This window comes from Chryseobacterium sp. 2P (assembly GCF_059579425.1).
This window is the reverse complement of sequence record NZ_CM184194.1, coordinates 2,508,096-2,527,458: the sequence shown is the minus strand read 5'-3', so window position 1 is coordinate 2,527,458 and position 19,363 is coordinate 2,508,096. Positions and strand designations below refer to the sequence as shown.

16 protein-coding genes are annotated in these 19,363 nt (G+C 37.7%); 9 read left to right on the top strand and 7 right to left on the bottom strand.

The features are described 5' to 3' along the window. Positions 1-11 precede the first annotated feature (11 nt). Entirely contained in the window at positions 12-560 is a 549-nt protein-coding gene (locus AC52CF_RS11535) for a hypothetical protein (RefSeq protein ID WP_496517065.1), read from the top strand. Between the two features lie 529 nt (positions 561-1,089). Here AC52CF_RS11535 and AC52CF_RS11530 read toward each other — a convergent pair. After that, positions 1,090-1,338, bottom strand: coding sequence for a hypothetical protein (locus tag AC52CF_RS11530; RefSeq protein ID WP_496517064.1), 249 nt, complete (start codon positions 1,336-1,338; stop codon positions 1,090-1,092). A gap of 189 nt (positions 1,339-1,527) precedes the next feature. Between AC52CF_RS11530 and AC52CF_RS11525 the strand changes: the two genes are divergently transcribed. The 3 genes from AC52CF_RS11525 to AC52CF_RS11515 all read left to right on the top strand — a co-directional run bounded on the left by AC52CF_RS11525 (position 1,528) and on the right by AC52CF_RS11515 (position 2,883). Continuing rightward, the gene (locus tag AC52CF_RS11525) at positions 1,528-1,800 is read left to right on the top strand and encodes a transposase (protein ID WP_496517063.1); all 273 of its coding nucleotides are present in this window, start codon (positions 1,528-1,530) and stop codon (positions 1,798-1,800) included. Between the two features lie 101 nt (positions 1,801-1,901). Beyond that, positions 1,902-2,486 carry a helix-turn-helix domain-containing protein gene (locus AC52CF_RS11520; RefSeq protein ID WP_496517062.1) on the top strand — a complete coding sequence of 195 codons (585 nt, stop codon included), beginning with the start codon at positions 1,902-1,904 and terminating at the stop codon, positions 2,484-2,486. Between the two features lie 40 nt (positions 2,487-2,526). Continuing rightward, positions 2,527-2,883: an integrase core domain-containing protein gene (locus tag AC52CF_RS11515; RefSeq protein WP_496518217.1), complete on the top strand. Its 357-nt coding sequence runs from the start codon at positions 2,527-2,529 to the stop codon at positions 2,881-2,883. Between the two features lie 373 nt (positions 2,884-3,256). On the opposite strand, the gene AC52CF_RS11510 is transcribed toward AC52CF_RS11515, so the two are convergent. Further along, a complete protein-coding gene (locus tag AC52CF_RS11510) occupies positions 3,257-3,505 on the bottom strand; it encodes a transcriptional regulator (RefSeq protein ID WP_496517061.1) in 249 nt (82 codons plus the stop codon). Between the two features lie 637 nt (positions 3,506-4,142). Between AC52CF_RS11510 and AC52CF_RS11505 the strand changes: the two genes are divergently transcribed. From AC52CF_RS11505 to AC52CF_RS11495, 3 genes are read left to right on the top strand one after another with little or no spacing between them, the layout of a single operon-like run. Next, positions 4,143-7,148, top strand: coding sequence for a SusC/RagA family TonB-linked outer membrane protein (locus AC52CF_RS11505; RefSeq protein WP_496517060.1), 3,006 nt, complete (start codon positions 4,143-4,145; stop codon positions 7,146-7,148). A gap of 11 nt (positions 7,149-7,159) precedes the next feature. Then, positions 7,160-8,557 carry a RagB/SusD family nutrient uptake outer membrane protein gene (locus AC52CF_RS11500; RefSeq protein ID WP_496517059.1) on the top strand — a complete coding sequence of 466 codons (1,398 nt, stop codon included), beginning with the start codon at positions 7,160-7,162 and terminating at the stop codon, positions 8,555-8,557. Beyond that, positions 8,544-11,048: an alpha/beta hydrolase family protein gene (locus AC52CF_RS11495; RefSeq protein WP_496517058.1), complete on the top strand. Its 2,505-nt coding sequence runs from the start codon at positions 8,544-8,546 to the stop codon at positions 11,046-11,048. The genes AC52CF_RS11500 and AC52CF_RS11495 overlap by 14 nt, the downstream gene beginning before the upstream one ends. Positions 11,049-11,070: 22 nt before the next feature. Here the strand turns inward: AC52CF_RS11495 and AC52CF_RS11490 are convergent, their stop codons facing one another. From AC52CF_RS11490 to AC52CF_RS11480, 3 genes are all read right to left on the bottom strand, one after another. After that, complete coding sequence (locus tag AC52CF_RS11490; RefSeq protein ID WP_496517057.1) at positions 11,071-11,349, bottom strand: hypothetical protein; 279 nt, start codon at positions 11,347-11,349, stop codon at positions 11,071-11,073. 118 nt (positions 11,350-11,467) lie between these two features. Beyond that, entirely contained in the window at positions 11,468-11,749 is a 282-nt protein-coding gene (locus AC52CF_RS11485) for a DUF6520 family protein (RefSeq protein WP_074234186.1), read from the bottom strand. Positions 11,750-11,823: 74 nt separating this feature from the next. Then, on the bottom strand, positions 11,824-13,266 hold the full coding sequence (locus AC52CF_RS11480) for a MauE/DoxX family redox-associated membrane protein (RefSeq protein ID WP_496517056.1): 1,443 nt from the start codon (positions 13,264-13,266) through the stop codon (positions 11,824-11,826). 700 nt (positions 13,267-13,966) lie between these two features. On the opposite strand from AC52CF_RS11480, the gene AC52CF_RS11475 reads away from it, so the two are divergent. Beyond that, entirely contained in the window at positions 13,967-15,673 is a 1,707-nt protein-coding gene (locus AC52CF_RS11475; protein ID WP_496517055.1) for a helix-turn-helix domain-containing protein, read from the top strand. Positions 15,674-15,719: 46 nt separating this feature from the next. Further along, positions 15,720-16,562 carry an RteC domain-containing protein gene (locus AC52CF_RS11470; protein WP_496517054.1) on the top strand — a complete coding sequence of 281 codons (843 nt, stop codon included), beginning with the start codon at positions 15,720-15,722 and terminating at the stop codon, positions 16,560-16,562. Between the two features lie 152 nt (positions 16,563-16,714). On the opposite strand, the gene AC52CF_RS11465 is transcribed toward AC52CF_RS11470, so the two are convergent. Both AC52CF_RS11465 and AC52CF_RS11460 read right to left on the bottom strand, forming a co-directional pair. Next, a complete protein-coding gene (locus AC52CF_RS11465; protein WP_496517053.1) occupies positions 16,715-18,307 on the bottom strand; it encodes an MFS transporter in 1,593 nt (530 codons plus the stop codon). Then, on the bottom strand, positions 18,307-19,353 hold the full coding sequence (locus AC52CF_RS11460; RefSeq protein ID WP_496517052.1) for an HlyD family secretion protein: 1,047 nt from the start codon (positions 19,351-19,353) through the stop codon (positions 18,307-18,309). Before AC52CF_RS11460 ends, AC52CF_RS11465 begins: the two co-directional genes overlap by 1 nt. Positions 19,354-19,363 lie beyond the last annotated feature (10 nt).

Genomic DNA, 19,363 nt, shown 5'->3' with positions numbered 1-19,363 from the left:
TTACGATGAATATGGACAAAGTTGTTTTATACATTATTCTTGGGGTTTTAGTAACTCTAATAATTGTACTACTTTATAAATTGCAAGTTTTTAAAAATACGGTGCAAGAAAAACAAAAAAATGATGAATTAGATTATAGTAATAAAATTATGTCTATAAAAGCGAGGTATGAAAATGATATTAATGAACTTAAAGATATTCATCGTAAAGAATTAAGAAATGAATTTGAGAAGGGCTTTATCAGAGGTGAGACTATTTCTAAAATTGATGTTCAAATTTTACCATTCAAGCGATCTATAAAAGCAGGAAACTATTTCAGTAAATCCGAGACTTTAGAGTGTGGTTACAAATATCAGCTTTTCTCAAATGGTCTTCCGTGTTTAGAACCCAAAGAAGTAATTGTGGACAGTATTTCAATAAAAGAGTTAAATAATGAGCGGATTGATTTGCTTATGGATAAATTTAATGAGATCATTGAAAAAATTCCTAATTCCAATTTACTACTTGGCGAAACATTATCGTCTTTTGGTAAAGGATTAAGATTATTAGTTAAGAAATAAATTTAAATATTACTTAATGTAAATAGATGAATTTCAATACCTTCCCCCATCAAATAACATAATCGAAATTATACTCATACGCCAACGCATCGGGGATTGCGTCCACTTCGTTACCGCAACTGCCAACAGGGTATGCCTATAATTTGAGATTATGTTAAATGCTTCCCATACAACGGGCATAGCCCTTTTGCGCCTACGCTTTGCCAACGCTTTTCACCCAACCCACCCATTTTATAGGATGCACAAAAAAAATGCAGATAGAGTAGTCCTTTGCCAATAGTAAAAGCCTTTCCATATCCTTAGCCAATTTTTTTAGTTGCATAAAGCATTTAGTTAATTGGCTGCCGACCTTCGGCCTTTCACTCACGCGTATAGCAGTATTCCTTCATTCCTCCAGGAGCTTATGCCAATGCTTTGTTTAAATCCCAATTCAAAAATACGATAGTTTCATAGGCAAATAGTTTTAGTGTATTTCTTCATCGGTCTTTAAAACATCCGACAAAGCTCCTTCCGTCAATCAGTCATACAGCTATTTTTCCCAACGCGCAGAACGATTAGTTTCCAAATGAAATATTTCCATAATTGAACAGAAAGTCAAGCATCTTTTTTGTGCGAGCTTGTCTACCCATTTTTGCCGAATCTTTCCAAAGCTAAATCCGACTTTCTCCAGTTCCTTCACAATAGGTATATGCAAGCATATTCCTACCGTTTCGTCGCCACACGCAGGAGTATATCGCCACACTGAAAGCCATCCGCCATATACACCTGCTTTTTCCATCGCTCACCGTTCTTTGCCAACCCCCTTTCCTTACCTTTTTTACAATTCTTTGAACTTTCCACCTGTAAGAATAATTCCTTAGTTTGAAAATCATAAATCTCTGTTTCTGCCTGTAAATCGTCAGCAAAAAGTGGACATTAGACATTAAAAATTTAAGGAGTGTTTTCAAAAAAATAATTACATTTAATTATGGAAACACCTAAAAAGAAAAGTTCCGAAAAATTCGTAAAAGATATCCGTAAAAATACCCGACGGATTTTCACAACCGAGCAGAAAATTTTGATTGTTATGGAAGGGCTTCGTGCAGAAACTTCTGTAGCAGAACTATGCCGACAGCATAATATTGCCCAGTCTCAGTTTTATTCCTGGAACAAAGAATTTATGGAAGCCTGTAAAAAACGGCTCAATGTTGATGTTGTCAGAGAAGCCACGAGTGATGAAGTGTCTGATTTGAAGAAATAGAATGCCCGCTTGAAGGAAATGGTTGCCGATTTGGTTCTGCGCTATGACATTGTAAAAAAAAGCTTAGACATGCTGGATTAACCCATAAATACAGAAAGTTTATGAGATTATCAGCAAGTGAGAAATACGAAATTATTCAAGAAGTTACTACGAGTGAAATTGGCGTAAAACAAACTCTGGAAAACTTTGGGATTGCAAGAAGTACTTTCTACAAATGGTATCAGAAATACCTTGAAAATGGCTATGATGGCTTGAAGACAAGCAAAAGAACATCTAAAAGACAGTGGAACAGCATTCCGGAAGAGCAAAAAGAATTGGTAGTAGAAATCGCTTTGGAACACACCGAACTTTCCTCAAGAGAATTGGCGCAAAAAATTACCGATGAGCAAGGTGTTTTCATCTCAGAATCCAGTGTTTACAGGATTTTAAAGCAGAGGGATTTAATCCCAGCACCGAATCATTTTTTACTTTCAGCAGCAAATGAATTTAAAGATAAAACAGAATTTGTACATCAAATGTGGCAGACGGATTTTACCTATTTTAAAGTTATTGGCTGGGGTTGGTACTATCTAAGCACCGTTTTGGATGATTATAACCGATACATTATTCACTGGGAACTATGCGATTCGATGAAGGCTGAAGATGTAAAACGAACAGTAATACGGCGATTGAAAAAGCAAAATTAAAGTCTAAAGCCAAGCCAAAATTACTTTCAGATAATGGTTCCTGTTACGTGTCAAACGAGCTCAGAACCTACCTAAAAGACGATTTGAAGATGAAACAGGTTCACGGAAAACCTATGCATCCGCAACCCAGGGCAAAATTGAAAGATACCATAGAACGATGAAAAATGTGGTTAAACTCAATCATTTTTACCATCCAGAAGAATTAGTGGAAGCTTTAGAAAAATTTGTAGAAAACTACAACAACAAGCGATATCACGAATCTTTGAAAAACCTTCCTCCGGCAGATGTTTACTTCGGAAGATCTGAGCAGATTTTGGAAAAAAGAAAACAAATAAAATCAGATTCAATCCGAAAAAGAAGAAAGTTGTATTTTCAACAGAAATTAATAAATTTATAAAACTAATTACTCCTTAAGGAATTATTACAAAATGTCTAAGTTAGTTTGAAGACGTACATCAGTGGCTAGAATTCTCTTACGATTATATTCTCAAGTTGTTAGATTAGATAGTAAAGAAAAAATTTGCTTGCGGACATAATAAGAATATGCAATAACACATTGCAACTGAACTACCTTTCACTATAATTATGTAAAGTTGATTTCTGATATCATTTGCAAATCTTCAGCAAAATGTTTCGAAAATTGTTCATCTTTGACTACCATCCCAAACAAGAATCCACTGAAACAGAAGAAGTTTTTTATCAATGTTCTGACCGCTATTACAAAGAAGTTGAAAAGTGACAAAAAAATCCTAATTTAATTCAGCTAGGATTTACTTTTTTATATCTTGGAACAATTGTTCTAAAGTGATTTCTTTCTTTCGACAAATTTTAGCTATAGTCTTTACAGACATATTGTAATCAGTCTTTGATGTGCCTAATGCTATATTTTTAATTCTCCTTACCGTACTTTCTTCTATTTCGCATTTGGACGCAAACTCTCTCTGTGATTTTGCTTTTGAAATCCAGCTTGTATAAACATACTTGCAAATAGCAATAATTACATCATTTTCTTCGTCCATTATGACAAATTAAAAGAAAGACAAAAAAAATAGTGCGGTTTTCTGTGCGCAATAAGAAAATATCGTTATATTTGTAAAATAGGTTACAATAAATGTAACTTTGCGATACTTCAAAGAATAATAGAAGCTATTGCTTAGAATCTCAAATTCGAAAACTGGTAATTTTTAACATACGAGATGATAAGCAGAAAGCTCACGACCTAGGCGTGGGCTCTCTTATCTGTATGTAAGGTATACCAGTACCCCGAATTGGATAATGTAGAGTCCCACGCCGTCTTTTTCAATGCAGTTCGCTTTATCTCTACATTACTATCTAAGCTCGCTTCCTAAAATAGTATCAGATTACACGATACAATAGGAGGGTACAACCTATTGCGGCTTTAAAAAGCTTACACGGGACACAGATTCATTCATATTAAATTCTTTCCGGTGCCTGGAAGTCACTGCTTACAGAACCTCACCAGTTTTTTTCATACCAAAGGGCATCAGGAAAGTTTTACTAAAAAAAGAATCAAAAAACTACTCAACTTAAAAACAGAAGAATGTAAAAAGCCCTTTCCCATAAAGTTTGCAGACCAACGGGAAAGAGCGTAGTTCAGTAATTAATCTTTAGAAAATTAAAAACCTTTACAAATCTATGAAAAATTCCTATTACCATATAGGAGGTATTTTCTTTGGCCTTATGCTGACCGCTGTCAGTACTCAATTAAAAGCCCAAATACGCAGCATTTCCGGCACCGTCACCTCATCTAATAAACCATTGTCGGGAGTCATTATCTCCCAAGAGGGTAGTGATCAGGTAACCATGACCGCTAATAACGGAACCTACAGCATACAGGTTTCAGCAGAAAATCCCATCCTATTGTTCAGACACCCTGATTATGCAGAAGAAAAAGTCACACTCACTAGTCAGACCGTCGTTAATATCAGCTTAGAACAAAAAGTAAAGGGAATCGAAGAAGTTATTCTCAACGCAGGCTACTACAAGGTTAAAGACAGAGAGAGAACCGGTAGCATTGCCAAAGTTTCAGCAAAAGACATCGAAAACCAGCCTGTCAACAATGTCCTTTCGGCTCTACAAGGCAGGATGACGGGCGTAAGCATTACACAAAATTCCGGAGTTGCCGGCGGAGGCTTTGATATAAAGATCCGGGGGCGAAACAGCTTACGAAGCTATTCAACGACCGGTTATGACGGCAATAAACCGTTATACATTGTCGATGGTGTTCCTCTGCCTCTGGTCAATGATTTCAATAGTGGAATGACCGCCAGCATCCTTCCATACAATGAAACGAACCCTTTGAATGCAATCAATCCCGATGACATTGAATCGCTTGAGGTCCTTAAAGACGCCGATGCCACTGCCATTTATGGAAGCAAGGGAGCCAACGGCGTTATTTTAATCACCACAAAGAAGGGCAAGAAAGAAAAAACAGAGGTCAACCTGAGAACAAGTTACGGATTGGGACAGATGACCAACCTGCCAAAAATGATGAACCTGGAAGAATATGCCGCGATGCGTCGACTGGCTTTTGCCAATGATGGCATAGCAGTGCCCTCCAATGCTTATGATATCAATGGGGTCTGGAGTCCAGATAAAACGACGGACTGGCAGAAATACTTCGTCGGAAATACATCTGAGGTTTCGGATGTACAGCTCGGTGTATCGGGCGGCAACGGCAATACACAATTCTCTGTTTCCGGTGGTCACAATGAGGAAACAACCGTTTTTCCGGGAAGCTACCGCTATAAGAGAAATACCGTGGGAGTCAGTGTCAACCATACCAGTGCCGACCGTAAATTCCAGATCGGTTTTAATGGGACTGCCGCATTGCAGGATAATGTTCTTCCACCGACTGACTTCAATATTGTATATCCGGTCTTAGCACCTAATGCTCCGGATCTGTATACGTCCAGCGGAATGATCAACTGGGAGAACAATACATTTAACAATCCTATGGGACCTGCCACGCAGACCTTTTCAGTAAAAACCAAGAGTTTAAATGCGAATATGACTTCCAGCTACCAATTCGGAAGCGGATTCAGTGCTAATCTGAATAGTGGTTACAGTACTTACAACAGTTATGAGCAGAAAATTTTCCCCAAGACCACCTATAACCCGTCCAGCAATATCGGCAGCAGCAGTTCTTCTCTCAGAAAAGCCCAGAAATTGAACGAGAGCTGGATCCTTGAGCCTCAGCTGAACTACGAGAAGCGACTGGAGAAACACCAGTTCTCCGCATTGGTCGGGGCGTCATTTCAGGAACAGAAATCCGATAACATCGTTATTCTCGGAAGAAATTTCCCATCAGATGACCTGTTGACCAATATGGCGGCCGCAGCATCCATTACGGTTCCCAGCGCCAGTGAATCCTTATACCGCTACCAAGCCGTTTATGCCAGGCTTAACTACGGCTATAACAAAAGGTACTTTTTAAATTTAACAGGTCGACGTGACGGGTCCAGCAGATTCGGTTCGGAAAGAAGGTACGCCAATTTTGGCGCTATTGGGGCTGCGTGGTTATTTTCGGAAGAAAAACCATTCAAAGATAGATCCTGGTTAAGTTTCGGAAAACTGCGAACCAGCTATGGTATAGCAGGAAATGACCAGATCGGAGACTATCAGTATTACGACACCTATCAGTCCACCGGCGGATCCTATGGTGGGAATTCCGGATTGGTCCCACAACGGCTGTACAACAAAAACTTCGGATGGGAGCTGACCCGCAAGTTCGAGGCTGCTTTAGAAATGGGGCTATTTAAAGAGCGGCTAAATCTGAACATAGGCTATTACCACAATACCAGCTCCAACCAGCTTGTCGGTATCCCAATGCCTGCCACAGTAGGATTCAGCAGTATTCAGGCCAATCTGGACGCTACGGTAAGAAACCGTGGTCTGGAAGTGTCGTTGGAATGGGTTCCTGTTAAAACAGAACACTGGAAGTGGACGACCAGTCTCAATTTTACGTTGCCGGAGAACAAGCTTATGAAGTTCCCCAATCTTGATAAGTCGACTTACGCTAACAGATTTGAAATTGGAAAATCCATTTCCCTGGTTAAGCTTTACCAATATACGGGCATCGATCCTGTCACCGGTCTATATACCTTTTATGACACGAATCAGGATGGAAAGATCAATACTGCCGACCGTACCGTAAGCAAAGAGATTAAGGAATACTGGTATGGTGGACTACAGAACAGTATCCAGTATAAAAACTGGAGTTTCGATCTGCTGTTGCAGTTTGTAAGCCAGAGCCAATACAATGTGAAATCAATGTACGGCAATATCGGTAACATGTCCAATATGCCTGCGATATTCACCGATTACTGGACACCGGAAAATCCTGATGCCGAGTTTCAAAAGCCCAGTGCAGGGTATAACACAGCCGCGGCGACAGCGAGTTCCCTTTTTATCCTCAGCGATGCTACTGTTTCTGATTCGTTCACCGTCAGAGTAAAAAATGCAACCTTGAGCTACAGCATACCATCGGACAGCAACAGCAAGCTGAAAGCCAGGCTTTTTATGAGCGGACAGAATCTCTTTGTTTTTTCCAGTTACAAAGAAGGAAATCCTGAATTTATGGCGGCAGGCTACACCAGCCCGCTCCGAGTAGTCAGCTTTGGTCTTTCATTAACCTATTAAAGTGCTTTATTATGAAAAATACAATTTTAAAACATATTATATTATTAACCCTTTTGATTCTGTCCCTTTTGATCACTAACAGCTGTGACCGCTTTACGGAAGTTGGACTGCCTAAAAATCAAATAACAAGAGAAGTGGTCTTCAAAGATGACCAGCTGGCTAAATCTGCCATGGCAGGGGTTTATCGGTCATTAGACGAGCAGGGGTTTTTGTCAGGAGCTCCATCAGGGGCTCAGCTTGTGCTGGCAGCCTATACAGATGAACTTCAGGCCTATGGTTCAGCTACTACTGATGCTGCCATCTTTTATAACCTGAGCCATATGGCCACTACCGATAAGATCAAGAATTTGTGGACGATCACCTACACTCAGATATACAACATCAACGCCGTTATTGAGGGGGTTGAAAATTCGGAAAGCCTAAGCTCAGAAGTTAGAAACCGTTTAAAAGGGGAAGGTCTTTTTCTCAGGGCTTTGCTGCATCTTTACCTAACCCAGACATTCGGCCCAGTCCCTTACGTCACCTCTACAAATTATCAGGTCAATCAGAGTATCGGTAAGCTAAGTACCAGTCAGGTCTATGCCCAGTGTAAAACAGATCTCGAAACGGCAGTACCACTCTTACCCGCCACTTTGGCCGCAGGAAACAGGGTATACCCGACAAAGATGGCAGCCTATACTGTATTGGCAAGAATGGCCTATTATGAAAAAAATTGGGATTCCGCGCTTCAGTATTCCAACCTTGTCATCGCAGATGTCCAATATAAAATGGAAGCCGACTTAAACAAGGTATTCCTGAAAGACAGCTCAGGAAGTATATGGCATCTGTTACCTTTTGGTGCTACGTACAATGCATATCAGGGGAATGTATTTATCCTGAACACAGCCTCGCCGACCAATGTTGCGCTACGACAGGATTTTATAGATGAATTTGAGACTGGCGATCAAAGAAAATCCGTTTGGATAGGGCAAAAGACCGATGCACAAAATAAAACGTATTATTATCCATATAAATATAAACAGTATTATACCAGCCCAACCTCATTAGAATATTCGGTCATTTTAAGAGTAGAGGAACTGTATTTAATAAGAGCAGAAGCTTATATTAAAAAAGGCCAATATGACTTGGGAATTGCAGATATCAATACGATCAGGAACCGTGCTGGTTTAGCATCATTAGCCAATACAACTGATCAAAATATCCTGATCAATGTTTTAATTCAGGAAAGGAGGTCAGAATTATTTACTGAGTTCGGACACCGCTTCTATGACTTAAAGCATTACGACCTTGCAGATGTCATAATGCTTTCAAAGAAAGGGCAGTGGAAACCCTATTTTAAATTACTGCCCCTGCCTGCAAGTGAATTGTTATTAAATCCTAACTTAAATCCGCAGAATGATGGTTACTAGGTTATATATGCTGGCATTCCTAATCATTCAGGGACTTTGCTTTTCTCAGGATATTGACAGTCTAAATGCTGTTTACAAGCAATATTATGAAACAGCACTACGGGCGAACAGCCCTAATGGGCGTTACGTTATTCTAAACCACAGCAATACTTATGGAAAGAATGACTATGAATTGTTGGACGTTAAAAAAAATAAAACGACAATGCTGGGTAATTATGATCAATTTCAATTTTTAAATGATGATTTACTGCTGATGCGCAATAGTAATCATTGTCGATTCACAGATTTAAGAAGCGGTCAGTCCACGGAAGTTTCAGGTAACTATTTAATCGAACCTACACAAGCATCAGCTCAAGTGATTCTATTTAATCCAAGTTTAAGAGAACTTCTGTTAGTTTCCATAGAAGGAAAAGTTTTGTGGAGAAAACAGGATGTAAGGGTTTATCAACTTGATACGACTACCAATAACCTAATCTATACATCAGGAAATGACCTTGCTATAACGAATCTGACAAGTTATCGCACTAAGACTTACAAGGTTAATAGTGATATCCAATGGATTTCTTCAGTTGATCAGCGAATATATGCCGCCAATGTCCAACCCAAGCAAATTGAACTCTACAGTGTTGACCTTCGATCAGAAAAGTTAATCAAGCAGCTGATAGCTGTGCCCGAAGGCTTTGAATCAACCACCCGGTTAATTACCTATTTGGAAGTTCGGGAAAATGAACATTTCATATTTCCGTTGTATTTGAAAAGTAAGCTGGAGCGTTATGAAAATCCCGAATTGAAGATCACCTATTCCAATAGGAACGGCGAGGATAAAATGCTCTATTACCATTTGGGCATTTATAATCTTAAAAGAGAACAATGGGATTATCTACCTGATGTGAATGATGAAATACCGGTCTATAAATTTTTAAATGACAAAGGAGATTTCATCGTGTATGATTTAGCGGATGATGTTGTGGAAGAGCAACAAAATAGAATCCTTGATTTAAATCTGTTTTTAAATTATGGTAAAAATTCATATTTATTGCCCCAAAAAAGAATAGAGGAAGGCAATTATCTTTGGGATCGCGATACAAAACAGTTTGTCTATTTTAATGATACGACTTGGATAGCTCATAATATCAATACCGGGAAAGAGGTTGATCTTATACCTCCTAAGACAAAGGGTTGGGACAGTCCCGAGCATAGCGGCTTGGCTAAAGGCCCTGCTACTAAACCTGTTAAAATTAAAGGCAAATCTGCGATAATGATTTCCAACCATTTTGATTATTTTGTAATAGACCTGAAAACCATTCAATTAAAAAGAGTCACCATGGGAGAAGTAGCAAAAACGAAATATCAACTCATGTTGTCAAAAGAGCATTACCCGAAATCATCTTGGAATGTCAGAATAGCTGAAATAGATCTTTCCCGGGATTTACTATTTAAGACATTCAATAAGTTGTGCTATGATTCAGGATTTGCCACCGTTACCTATAAAAACAATAAAACAACATTTTTCCAACAAGGTCATTACAAGGATATAATATCTTATGATAACGGATATTTTTTAACATCTGGTTTTGCCTTGGAGCCTTTTAAGCTGACAATCCTCGAAAGAGGCAAATATCATATTGTTTATGAATCTCTAAAAAAAGAAAAGAAAGGATTTGAAGGAGCTAGGTACGAGATATTTCAATATAAAACCGATTTAGGAACTTCCAACGCAGCACTCTTATTACCTGTCAACTATGATCCCCACAAAAAATATCCGATGATAGTGAATATTTATGAGGAGCTTTCGCAAGATGTGTTATTTTTCTTGCAGCCTTATTTAAATATAATGACCGGATTCAATTATATGCATTATCTGATGAATGGCTATATCGTTTTACTTCCGGATCTCCAATACGAAGTAGCAAATGTTAAAAATAGCGTTTTATTGTCTTTGGAAAAAAGCATCGATTCAGCCAAATCGCTGGCATCAATCGATGACAAAAATATTGGATTGATAGGACTGTCATACGGGGGATATGAGACCGGTCTCGCACTGACCAATTCGAAGTACTTCAAGACAGGAGTGGCAGGTGTTATGATTTCTGATTTGGTTTCCCATGCGCTTAGCCAATCTGAATTCATGACTAAGCCGAACTATATGAGGACTGAAAATCATCAGATGAGGATGAACAATAGTGTCCTGGATCATTGGAATCTTTATCTGGAGAACTCGCCTGTTTATCATGTGAAAAATATTGAAGTTCCTGTATTGCTTTGGACAGGGTTGAAAGATAAAAACGTATCACCTGCTCAGGCAAGGATGTTCTTTATGGGAATAAAAAGACAGATGAAAAAAGCTGTTTTGCTGGAATACATCAATGAAACCCATAACGTCTTACAACCTTTCAATCAATTAGATTTTAATATTAAAATCTGGCAATGGTTCGATTATTATCTGAAGAATAAAAAGCCGGCAGACTGGATTCGCCCACTAACTCAATAAAAAACTCCCGAAAGGGAGTTTCTTAGTCTAGCCTATATAATTCAACATTAGCCGTCTCCGGATGATCAATTTCAGGTCCATCAGTCCCAAAAACCTGCTGTCCAGCTGGTAAACCATTAACAGTACAAATGGTCCCATCTGTTCCACACATGACGCTTCGATCCCATTGATTGGTTGAGTGATTAAAAATATAGCCTTGTCTAACAGCTGCATTCTCCATGTTACTTCTTTCAGTTTTTGTAATGGCAACAGCTCCGATTCCTAATAAAATGGGGACTGATGCTAATAAATAATTTTTCATTTTGTCAAATTTAATGTTGTATTATAATTAGTCAACAGATTTGATAAAAACTTTTTCTGCTGATAACAGTAATTTTTAACTCAAACCATTAAAATAAGCTCCCTTTCGGGAGCTGTTTTTAATTAATCTTGTATAATTCGACATTAGCCGTTTCCGGGTGATCAACGTCAGGCCCGGTCGTTCCAAAAACCTGCTGTCCTGATGGCAGACCATTAACTGTGCAAATTGGATCAACCTCTTCTTTACACATGATGCTTCTATCCCACTGATTGGTTACATTGTTAAAAATATAGCCCTGTCTAACTGCTAAATGTTCTTTGCTACTTTTTTCTTTTTGAGTAGCGAATGCAGTTCCTGTTCCTATCAGAATCAGAACTGCGGGTAAAATGAAATTTTTCATTGTAATAAAATTTGATGTTATGCCTACTCTAAATCAACAGGTTTTCGGCATTCCCTGTTCTGTCGGCCAACAGATTATTTAAATGTATACCTTGTAATTTTGTTACTCGACAATACATAGAAATAATGTTTTGTAGATAATATCCCTCTGATCTTATCATGCTCAGTATTCCTGATATAAAAACTGTAGAGATATTGTTTCGTTGAATTATTATAGACGTCAATGATATAATTGTTTCTGGACACATCCCTTGATTCATTTCTGCCCCTCATAATAGACACATTGTAAAACTTATTGTCATACACAGTCTGGACCTTATTGATGACGCTTGGAGTTCTGACTAATTTTTGTTGTCCGTTCTTAAGATTTTGGGTTTCAATTACCATGTGAGAAAGCGAATCAATCATTCTTTTCCTTTGAATATTTTGGAAATTAAAATCCGCTGTCATCAGCTCGCTACGGTAGTAATGGCTATAAACAATTTTTTTGTTTTGACGATCTATAGCTATGTCCCCATCCGTATCAAAAACGCCGTCTGTGTTTTTCTGTAATGCATCCGGGAAAATTTGATACTCTTTAGTTTCAGTATTTAAAATACCCAGTTCACTTTCTTTTGTTTTAACAAGCATTGTTTTAAATACATATTTTTGTGGTTCAAGCATATAGAACCTCGAAAAATAAAGTCGATTAATACCTGTCTCATACGCCATTAAAGATGGGAGTTTCCCTTCAAAAATTACCGGCACCTTTCCATCAGAGACGCTGAAATATGGATATAAGACATTAATGGTAACACTGACAAAATCATACTTATAATTATTCAATCTGATCGTGTCCAGTTTAATGGAATTAAATTCAGGTGTTATGGTTGAAAGAAGGAGTGGTGTTTTGTGGTTTGCTAAAAATAGGGAATCATCATAACTTCCTGCTAAATAATAGTTATTCATTGGAAACTTCAAGGTCTGATATTCCACTGCTAATGGTTCGATCACTTTTCTTTCAAAAGAACCCTGATGATCATCAACATTGATATCGTATACCAGCACCACAGATAATATCGGCAGGATTGTAAACAATGCAAGCCGGCTTATTAACTTTATTGTGTTTGTAACGTTATTAATGATAATTGCCACAATCAATGAGAGCACACAGCATAGATTAAAAATAAGGTGTTGATTCCAATCCATTTTCTCAAGTATACCTCCACAAGAGCAGGGAATAGAATCGCTGTAATTTAATATAAGATAGATGTACATTGTAAACGCTGACATGATACCAAGAGATGCATAAAGCCCTGTCAGACGAAATTTTTGGACGACTAAAAGGTAGACAATCAACAGTTCAGCTATAATAACGAGCAATGAAATCACGCCTGCATATGCTCCAAGCATAGGCGACTGCGCTAACTGTACCTGAAAATTCTCAACGTCCAAAAGCTTACTGACACTTGCGTAAATAAACAGCAGGATAAAAAAATAGGAAACAGCTTTGACAAAAATTGGCTTAAAAGATTTCATAGCTTTGTTTGTATTTAGTTTAACAGACCAGGATCAGTCTCCATTTGATCTTCATTCCGCAGTACTCGGGCATGGGCTCACCTTTAAATAGGGTCACCGTTGTTCTGAAATTCCCCATACTCTCCCAGATGCCGCTTTCCGGACATGGTAAGCCTGTGGCTGCTGATATGGAGGTATGAGGAATCATAGGTCATAGAATTGATTAATTTTTATTCGAGATCCTCCAATTGTCGCCATCTCTTACCGGCGGATCGGGATCTACTATTTCTTCTGATGATTTTGCAGAGTCTTTTTTCATGATCGATATGTTCAGCACCTCATGTGAGTCGTCATATCGTATTAAATCTTCATCTCGGTTTGTACAGTTTTGTAAACTGATTGCTGCTATCGCTATACTAAAAATTGGGATTAACTTTTTCATTGTAATTTCTTTTGATTAGGTTATCCCGACGTCGGATTGAATTAGAATTCTGAAGCCAAAGTTATTAGCCCTGAGGCCGGAAAAAAACTGTCCTGTGGGGCAATTTTTAAATAGATACGTCTCAATTTTAAAATTGTACCATCATAAAAAAGCTCCTAAAGGCGTATTTATCAGTGGTCACAGCATATTATGTATCGAATGGTCTTCGCTGGCTTCCAAAGGCATTTTTTAAAATCAAAATGCGTATTTTTGAGATGGTGAGGTTCTAATAATCAGTATATGAAAAAGTTAAATTACTTTCTCGTCCTGCTTTCTGCCTATTCACAATTATTATTTTCCCAGCAAAAAGAAGTACGGACTTTCAGAGAGATCAGAAGCAATTACGAAAAAATGGCCATTGATGATGAGCGGGCAATGCCTTTTGTGAAAGCCTACATTCAAAAAGCAAAATCTGAAAGCAAGAATTCTCAATTAATTCAGGGCTATCGGGACGGACGGCAATTTGATTATAAAAGCAAGATGAAATATGCTGACAGCGCTTTGGCAGTAAGTATTAAGTACGGCACCAAAGATGACATCAGTAAAGACTATTTAAGCAAAGGAATCATCTACTACTTTTACCAGAAAAAATATAAGCTGGCTTTAGATCAGTATATGAAAGCCTATGACTTCTCAAAAGGTTCGGGTGACCAATACCAGCATTTTAAGGTTATTTACCATTTAGGGGTTGTCAAAGCACATTTGGGATATTATGACGAAGCACTAGAGCATTTTCAAAACTGTTCCCAATTTTATGAAAGGGCCATGAATCAAAAAGGTCTGCACGAAAACTTACAATTTAACAACAAGAAAGCCTATCTCAATTCACTTCATCAAATGACCGTTGTCAACCGGTACTTAAAAAATGTCTCCACAAGTGACAGTCTGAGCAAATTGGGATATAAACTTACCGAGGGTGACCATGACTTTCTATTGGAGAACAGCTATTTTCTAAAATGTATAGGGATCTCCAAATTTTTGAAGAAAGATTATGATGGTGCGGCGTCGGATCTCAACAGGGCATTACCTGCGATCTTGAAAAGGAATGACTTTGCCTGGGTATCCGTCATTTACTATTACCTTGGAAAGATCTCAGAGGCTAAGAATCAGGATGATTTTGTGATCGGCTATTACAGTAAAATCGATTCCATCTTTGTCAAAGAAGGATTTATCCTACCGGAGGTTTATAAAAGTTACAATTATCTCATCAGCTATTATAAAAACAAAGACCTCGACAAACAATTGTATTATACTGATCAGCTTCTGAAGGCAGACAGTATGATCAGCAAGGATTATCCATACTTGTCCGGAAAACTTCATAAGGAGTACGACCGCAGGTCACTCATTGAGCAAAAAGAAGACATTGAGAAGGCAGGCAGGAAAAAAATGCGGATCGCCCAATTTCTGATCTTGTCGAGTACGCTAACGATTTTATTTTTTGTCATCCGATACCGGAAAGACCGCAAGATAAAAAAACAATATGACCTACTTCAGAAGAGGATTGTTGAAGGCTCTTACGGGATTCCCAATACTGTAGAAGAGCAACCTCAGGAATACTCCTTAAGAAAAACTTTTCTGACGCCTGAAGTAACATCTGAAATTGGTGAAAAGCTGGAAAAATTCGAGAGAGAACTGCAATTTACCAAGAAAGGCATTACTCAAAACAGCATTGCTGCCAAACTTAATACCAACGCAAATTATCTATCCATCTATATTAATGAGAATAAAGGGATGAATTTCACAAGGTATATTGCAGAACTCAGGATCAACTACATAACAAACCTCTTAAATACCAACACAAAATACCTCAACTACACCATAGAAGCCTTAGCAGAAGAGTGTGGGATTGCAGCCCGTCAGAATTTTTCAAATCTCTTTTACGATATCAATGGCATCCGACCAACAGATTACATCAAAAAGCGGAAAAAAGAATTGAAAATCAGCTGAATGAGCCGTCACTAAACGTTTTTTTGTAAATTTCTAAAAAAAGGACATGGTAACAAAAACTATTTTTAGAAAAATTGGAAAGCTACATGAAGAGCTGGAGCTTAAGATCAATGAAGTGTATGATGAAAATGATATGCTGAAGGTAGCAGAAAAATCTTTAATCTTAATCGATAATTCTATCAGAAAATTAAAGTCTTTAGTCTCTGCTCATCATTTTGATAATTTGGGCGAAGAAGTACACTTCTTCAAAAATCTGAAGCCAAAATTCATTTCGAAGTTCATCTACTATTCAACAATTTTAGATCTGGAATCGCATAAACCCAATGCAGGGAATAATGCACTTAAAGAATATTATGAGGCTGAACAGGAAAAGCTTAAGATTTTTTACAAAGAACAATCTGATTTTTACAGTTATTACAGACGAGAAGCTACCTACCTGGATCACAAAATATTTGTCAGGGATTCCTATGATCTTAAAATGAAACTCTCATTGGGATTTTACAATTTCGATACCAGCTTCACAACCTCTCACGATCAGCTGATCGCAAAATTTATGGCGAACGAAAAATTTGACCAGTATTTAAAAAAGCGGATTGATGGCTTATCAGACAGAGATAGCAGCAAATCTATATCCCCTTTGGTCTGGTCAGCATCCAAGGTAGGACTTATCGAATTGGTATATGCCTTATATCATATGCGGTGCTTCAACGGTGGAAATGTTGAGCTTAGTGAAGTGATCAAGTTTGTTGAAAAATCATTAGATACCGACCTTGGAAACTTCCATAAGACCATTTATGAAATCCGAAATAGAAAGCAAGGACCGACCAAGTTTTTGAACATCGTCAGCGATAATCTTTTGCAGCATTTCCATAACACAGAAGGGGAGTGACCTATGCTTGATAAACCAGAATTGCTTTTACGTTTCTGGTTTATCAAGCATTATTAAATTAGGTGATTGCAAATCAGGTTACCACTCATTATTTTTTATCTATGGCATTTATTTTAATTAGTCTCATTTTAAAAATCTATTCATAAAAAATTTTAATAAGGAATATTACCTTTCTCTAATCTTAAAACAACTTGTCGTATCTGTGGTAAGAAGAGCAAAATAACAATTACGATAATCACACCTGTCAGCATCCAACCATAATAATCTCTGGTAGCACGAGCCAATATTTGATGACCTAACATTTGATTAAAATAGCCTGAGGATACTGCTTTTGAAGTATAGATATCGCTACCTGTATTCATATATTGATTTTGAATATCCAGTAAGGTAGTTGGCAATTGAGGGTTTGTTTCCGTAACTGCTTCCCGAATCTTTTCGCGAACTCCTGATTTTGAAAATAATTGAAGTTCGTTATTCAGTGCCAGACTAGCTGTAAACCCTGTAAACCTAGCCAATATGCCAACGAGCGATGCATTGATAGCAATTGCTGGCGGTGCTGATGAAGCGGTAAACGAAACAATCGGAACAAATAATACTCCTGTTGCCACACCATAAATAAACATCGGTAAAATGAAATCAATTGTTTCGCCCTGTACAGAAACAAATAGTATCATATAAGCATAATAAATCGCCATAATTCCAAAGCCAACAATAATCATTCTTATCAGGTTATAACCCATCAAGACAAATCTGGAAGTAACGAACATACTCACTGTAGTCCCTAAAATTACAGACGTCCATATAGGAATGGTGCTGAGTGGGTCGTTTCCTAAAATTACTTCAAGATAGCCGTAGGCAAGTCCTGTACTTCCTTTAAAAATATAAAATGTAAAAAGTAGTAATAGCCCAATGACAAAATTCTTGGTTTTGAAAATCTGTAAGTTGATTAATGGTCGTTTAAGCTTCAATTCTCTCATGATGAAAAGTGAAAGAATAATTAGATTAACTACACTAAGCGTAATGATTAATGAACTACCGAACCATCCCAATTGTCGCCCATATACAAGGATGTATCCCAAGATTAAGATAAACGATACATAAAACAGATAGCCTATCCAATCCACCTGATACAATGGAATCTTTTTGGTAAATCGAGCTTTACTGTTCATCGTAAGCAATACAGTAATTGTTAGGATGAGGAGTATGATAATAAATCCATAGAATAGCCAGTTAAAATCAAAAAAATGAATGACTGCACTGGTAAAAATAGAATAAAAAGGAACGGCAATCTGTATGCTACCATACAGTAAACTAAAAGCAATCACACGGGCACGTACAGATTGTAATCTTGGAAAAATAAGCTGTAACACAATTCCTGACATCAATGCACAGGTAATTCCTTGAAAAAACTGGCAAATAACAAACAATGTCCAATCTTTAAAATGAAAACAGATCACAGAACATATTGCGTTTACAGCAAGGGCAATCAGTAAATATTTCCTAGGTGCAAAATATTTTACGATCCGAAAATCAAGTGCCAAGAAAGCTACGGTAGAGCCATAAATAGCGACCATACCGTATTGTACATCGGTAGGCTGTATTCCGTAGAAACCCATAGCCGCAACTGGACTACCGTAATAAGCAAAGCTAAACAGACAAGTCATCAGAATGGCAAATATGACAGATCTCGCCACCCATTCAGATACCCAGGATTTGAAAATCGGTATTTTATGTGCTTGCATCATTAATCTTTTAAAACATAAACATTCGCATTCATCCCGGCAGAGAGTTTCCCTAATTTTTCAGGCGTATCGGTCAGTTTAATTTTTACGGGAATCCGCTGGATGATTTTGACAAAATTACCTGTAGCATTATCTGGTGGAAGTAGCGAATAACGTGAACCTGTAGTTGGGGAAAGTGATTCGATAGTACCTTTGAATTTTTCATTCGGAAAAGCATCAACTTCTATAGACACTGCTTGTCCAATCTTAAAGTTGCCAATCTGTGTTTCTTTAAAATTGGCAATCACCCATTTTTCCTCGGCTTTGTTCACCAAAAAAGCCAAAGTTTGCCCAGCTTGTATCAGTTGACCTTCCTGAATGGTCTTTTTACCAATTTGCCCATCAAAAGGTGCAGTGATAACCGTATATCGAATGTCCAATTCCTGTCTTTGAACAAGTGTTTCTTTAATTTTTATCTCTGCCTGTATAGCATTATGTTGAGCTCTGAAATCATTAAGTTTAGATTCTGCTACTTCTAAAGAAGCTTTAGCCTGATCATAATCTGACTGTGCAATGGATAAAGAAGCACTGATGTTGTCGAATTTTTGTTGTGTGGTAGATTCATCCGCCAGTAGATTTTTATAACGATCAAATTCTTTTTGCTGTTGGTTCAATCTCGCTTTCGCTCCTGCCAATTGTGCTTTTATAACCTCAATACTTTTAAATTGCGTTTCTTCGCTCGCCGTCAAAATCGGTAATTTAGCGTGTGAACTCATGAGTTCTGCTGATGCAGCATCTTTTTTCAGTCCATACTCGTCCAACTCAATGACAACAAGTGTATCACCTTTTTTAACAAGCTGATTGTCCTTGTAATATATTTTGCTAATATAGCCACCCACTTTTGCGTTTATAGGTGAGAGATAAGCATCTACCTGTGCATCATTAGTTTGTTCATAGCGATATCCTTTAAAGAAATAGGTAGCTCCCCAAATAATGATCCCTACGAATAATGCGATACCAAACCATTTGGTTAGGCTTACAATAATTTTATCTGTTTTATTTTTGTTCATAATATTTGTA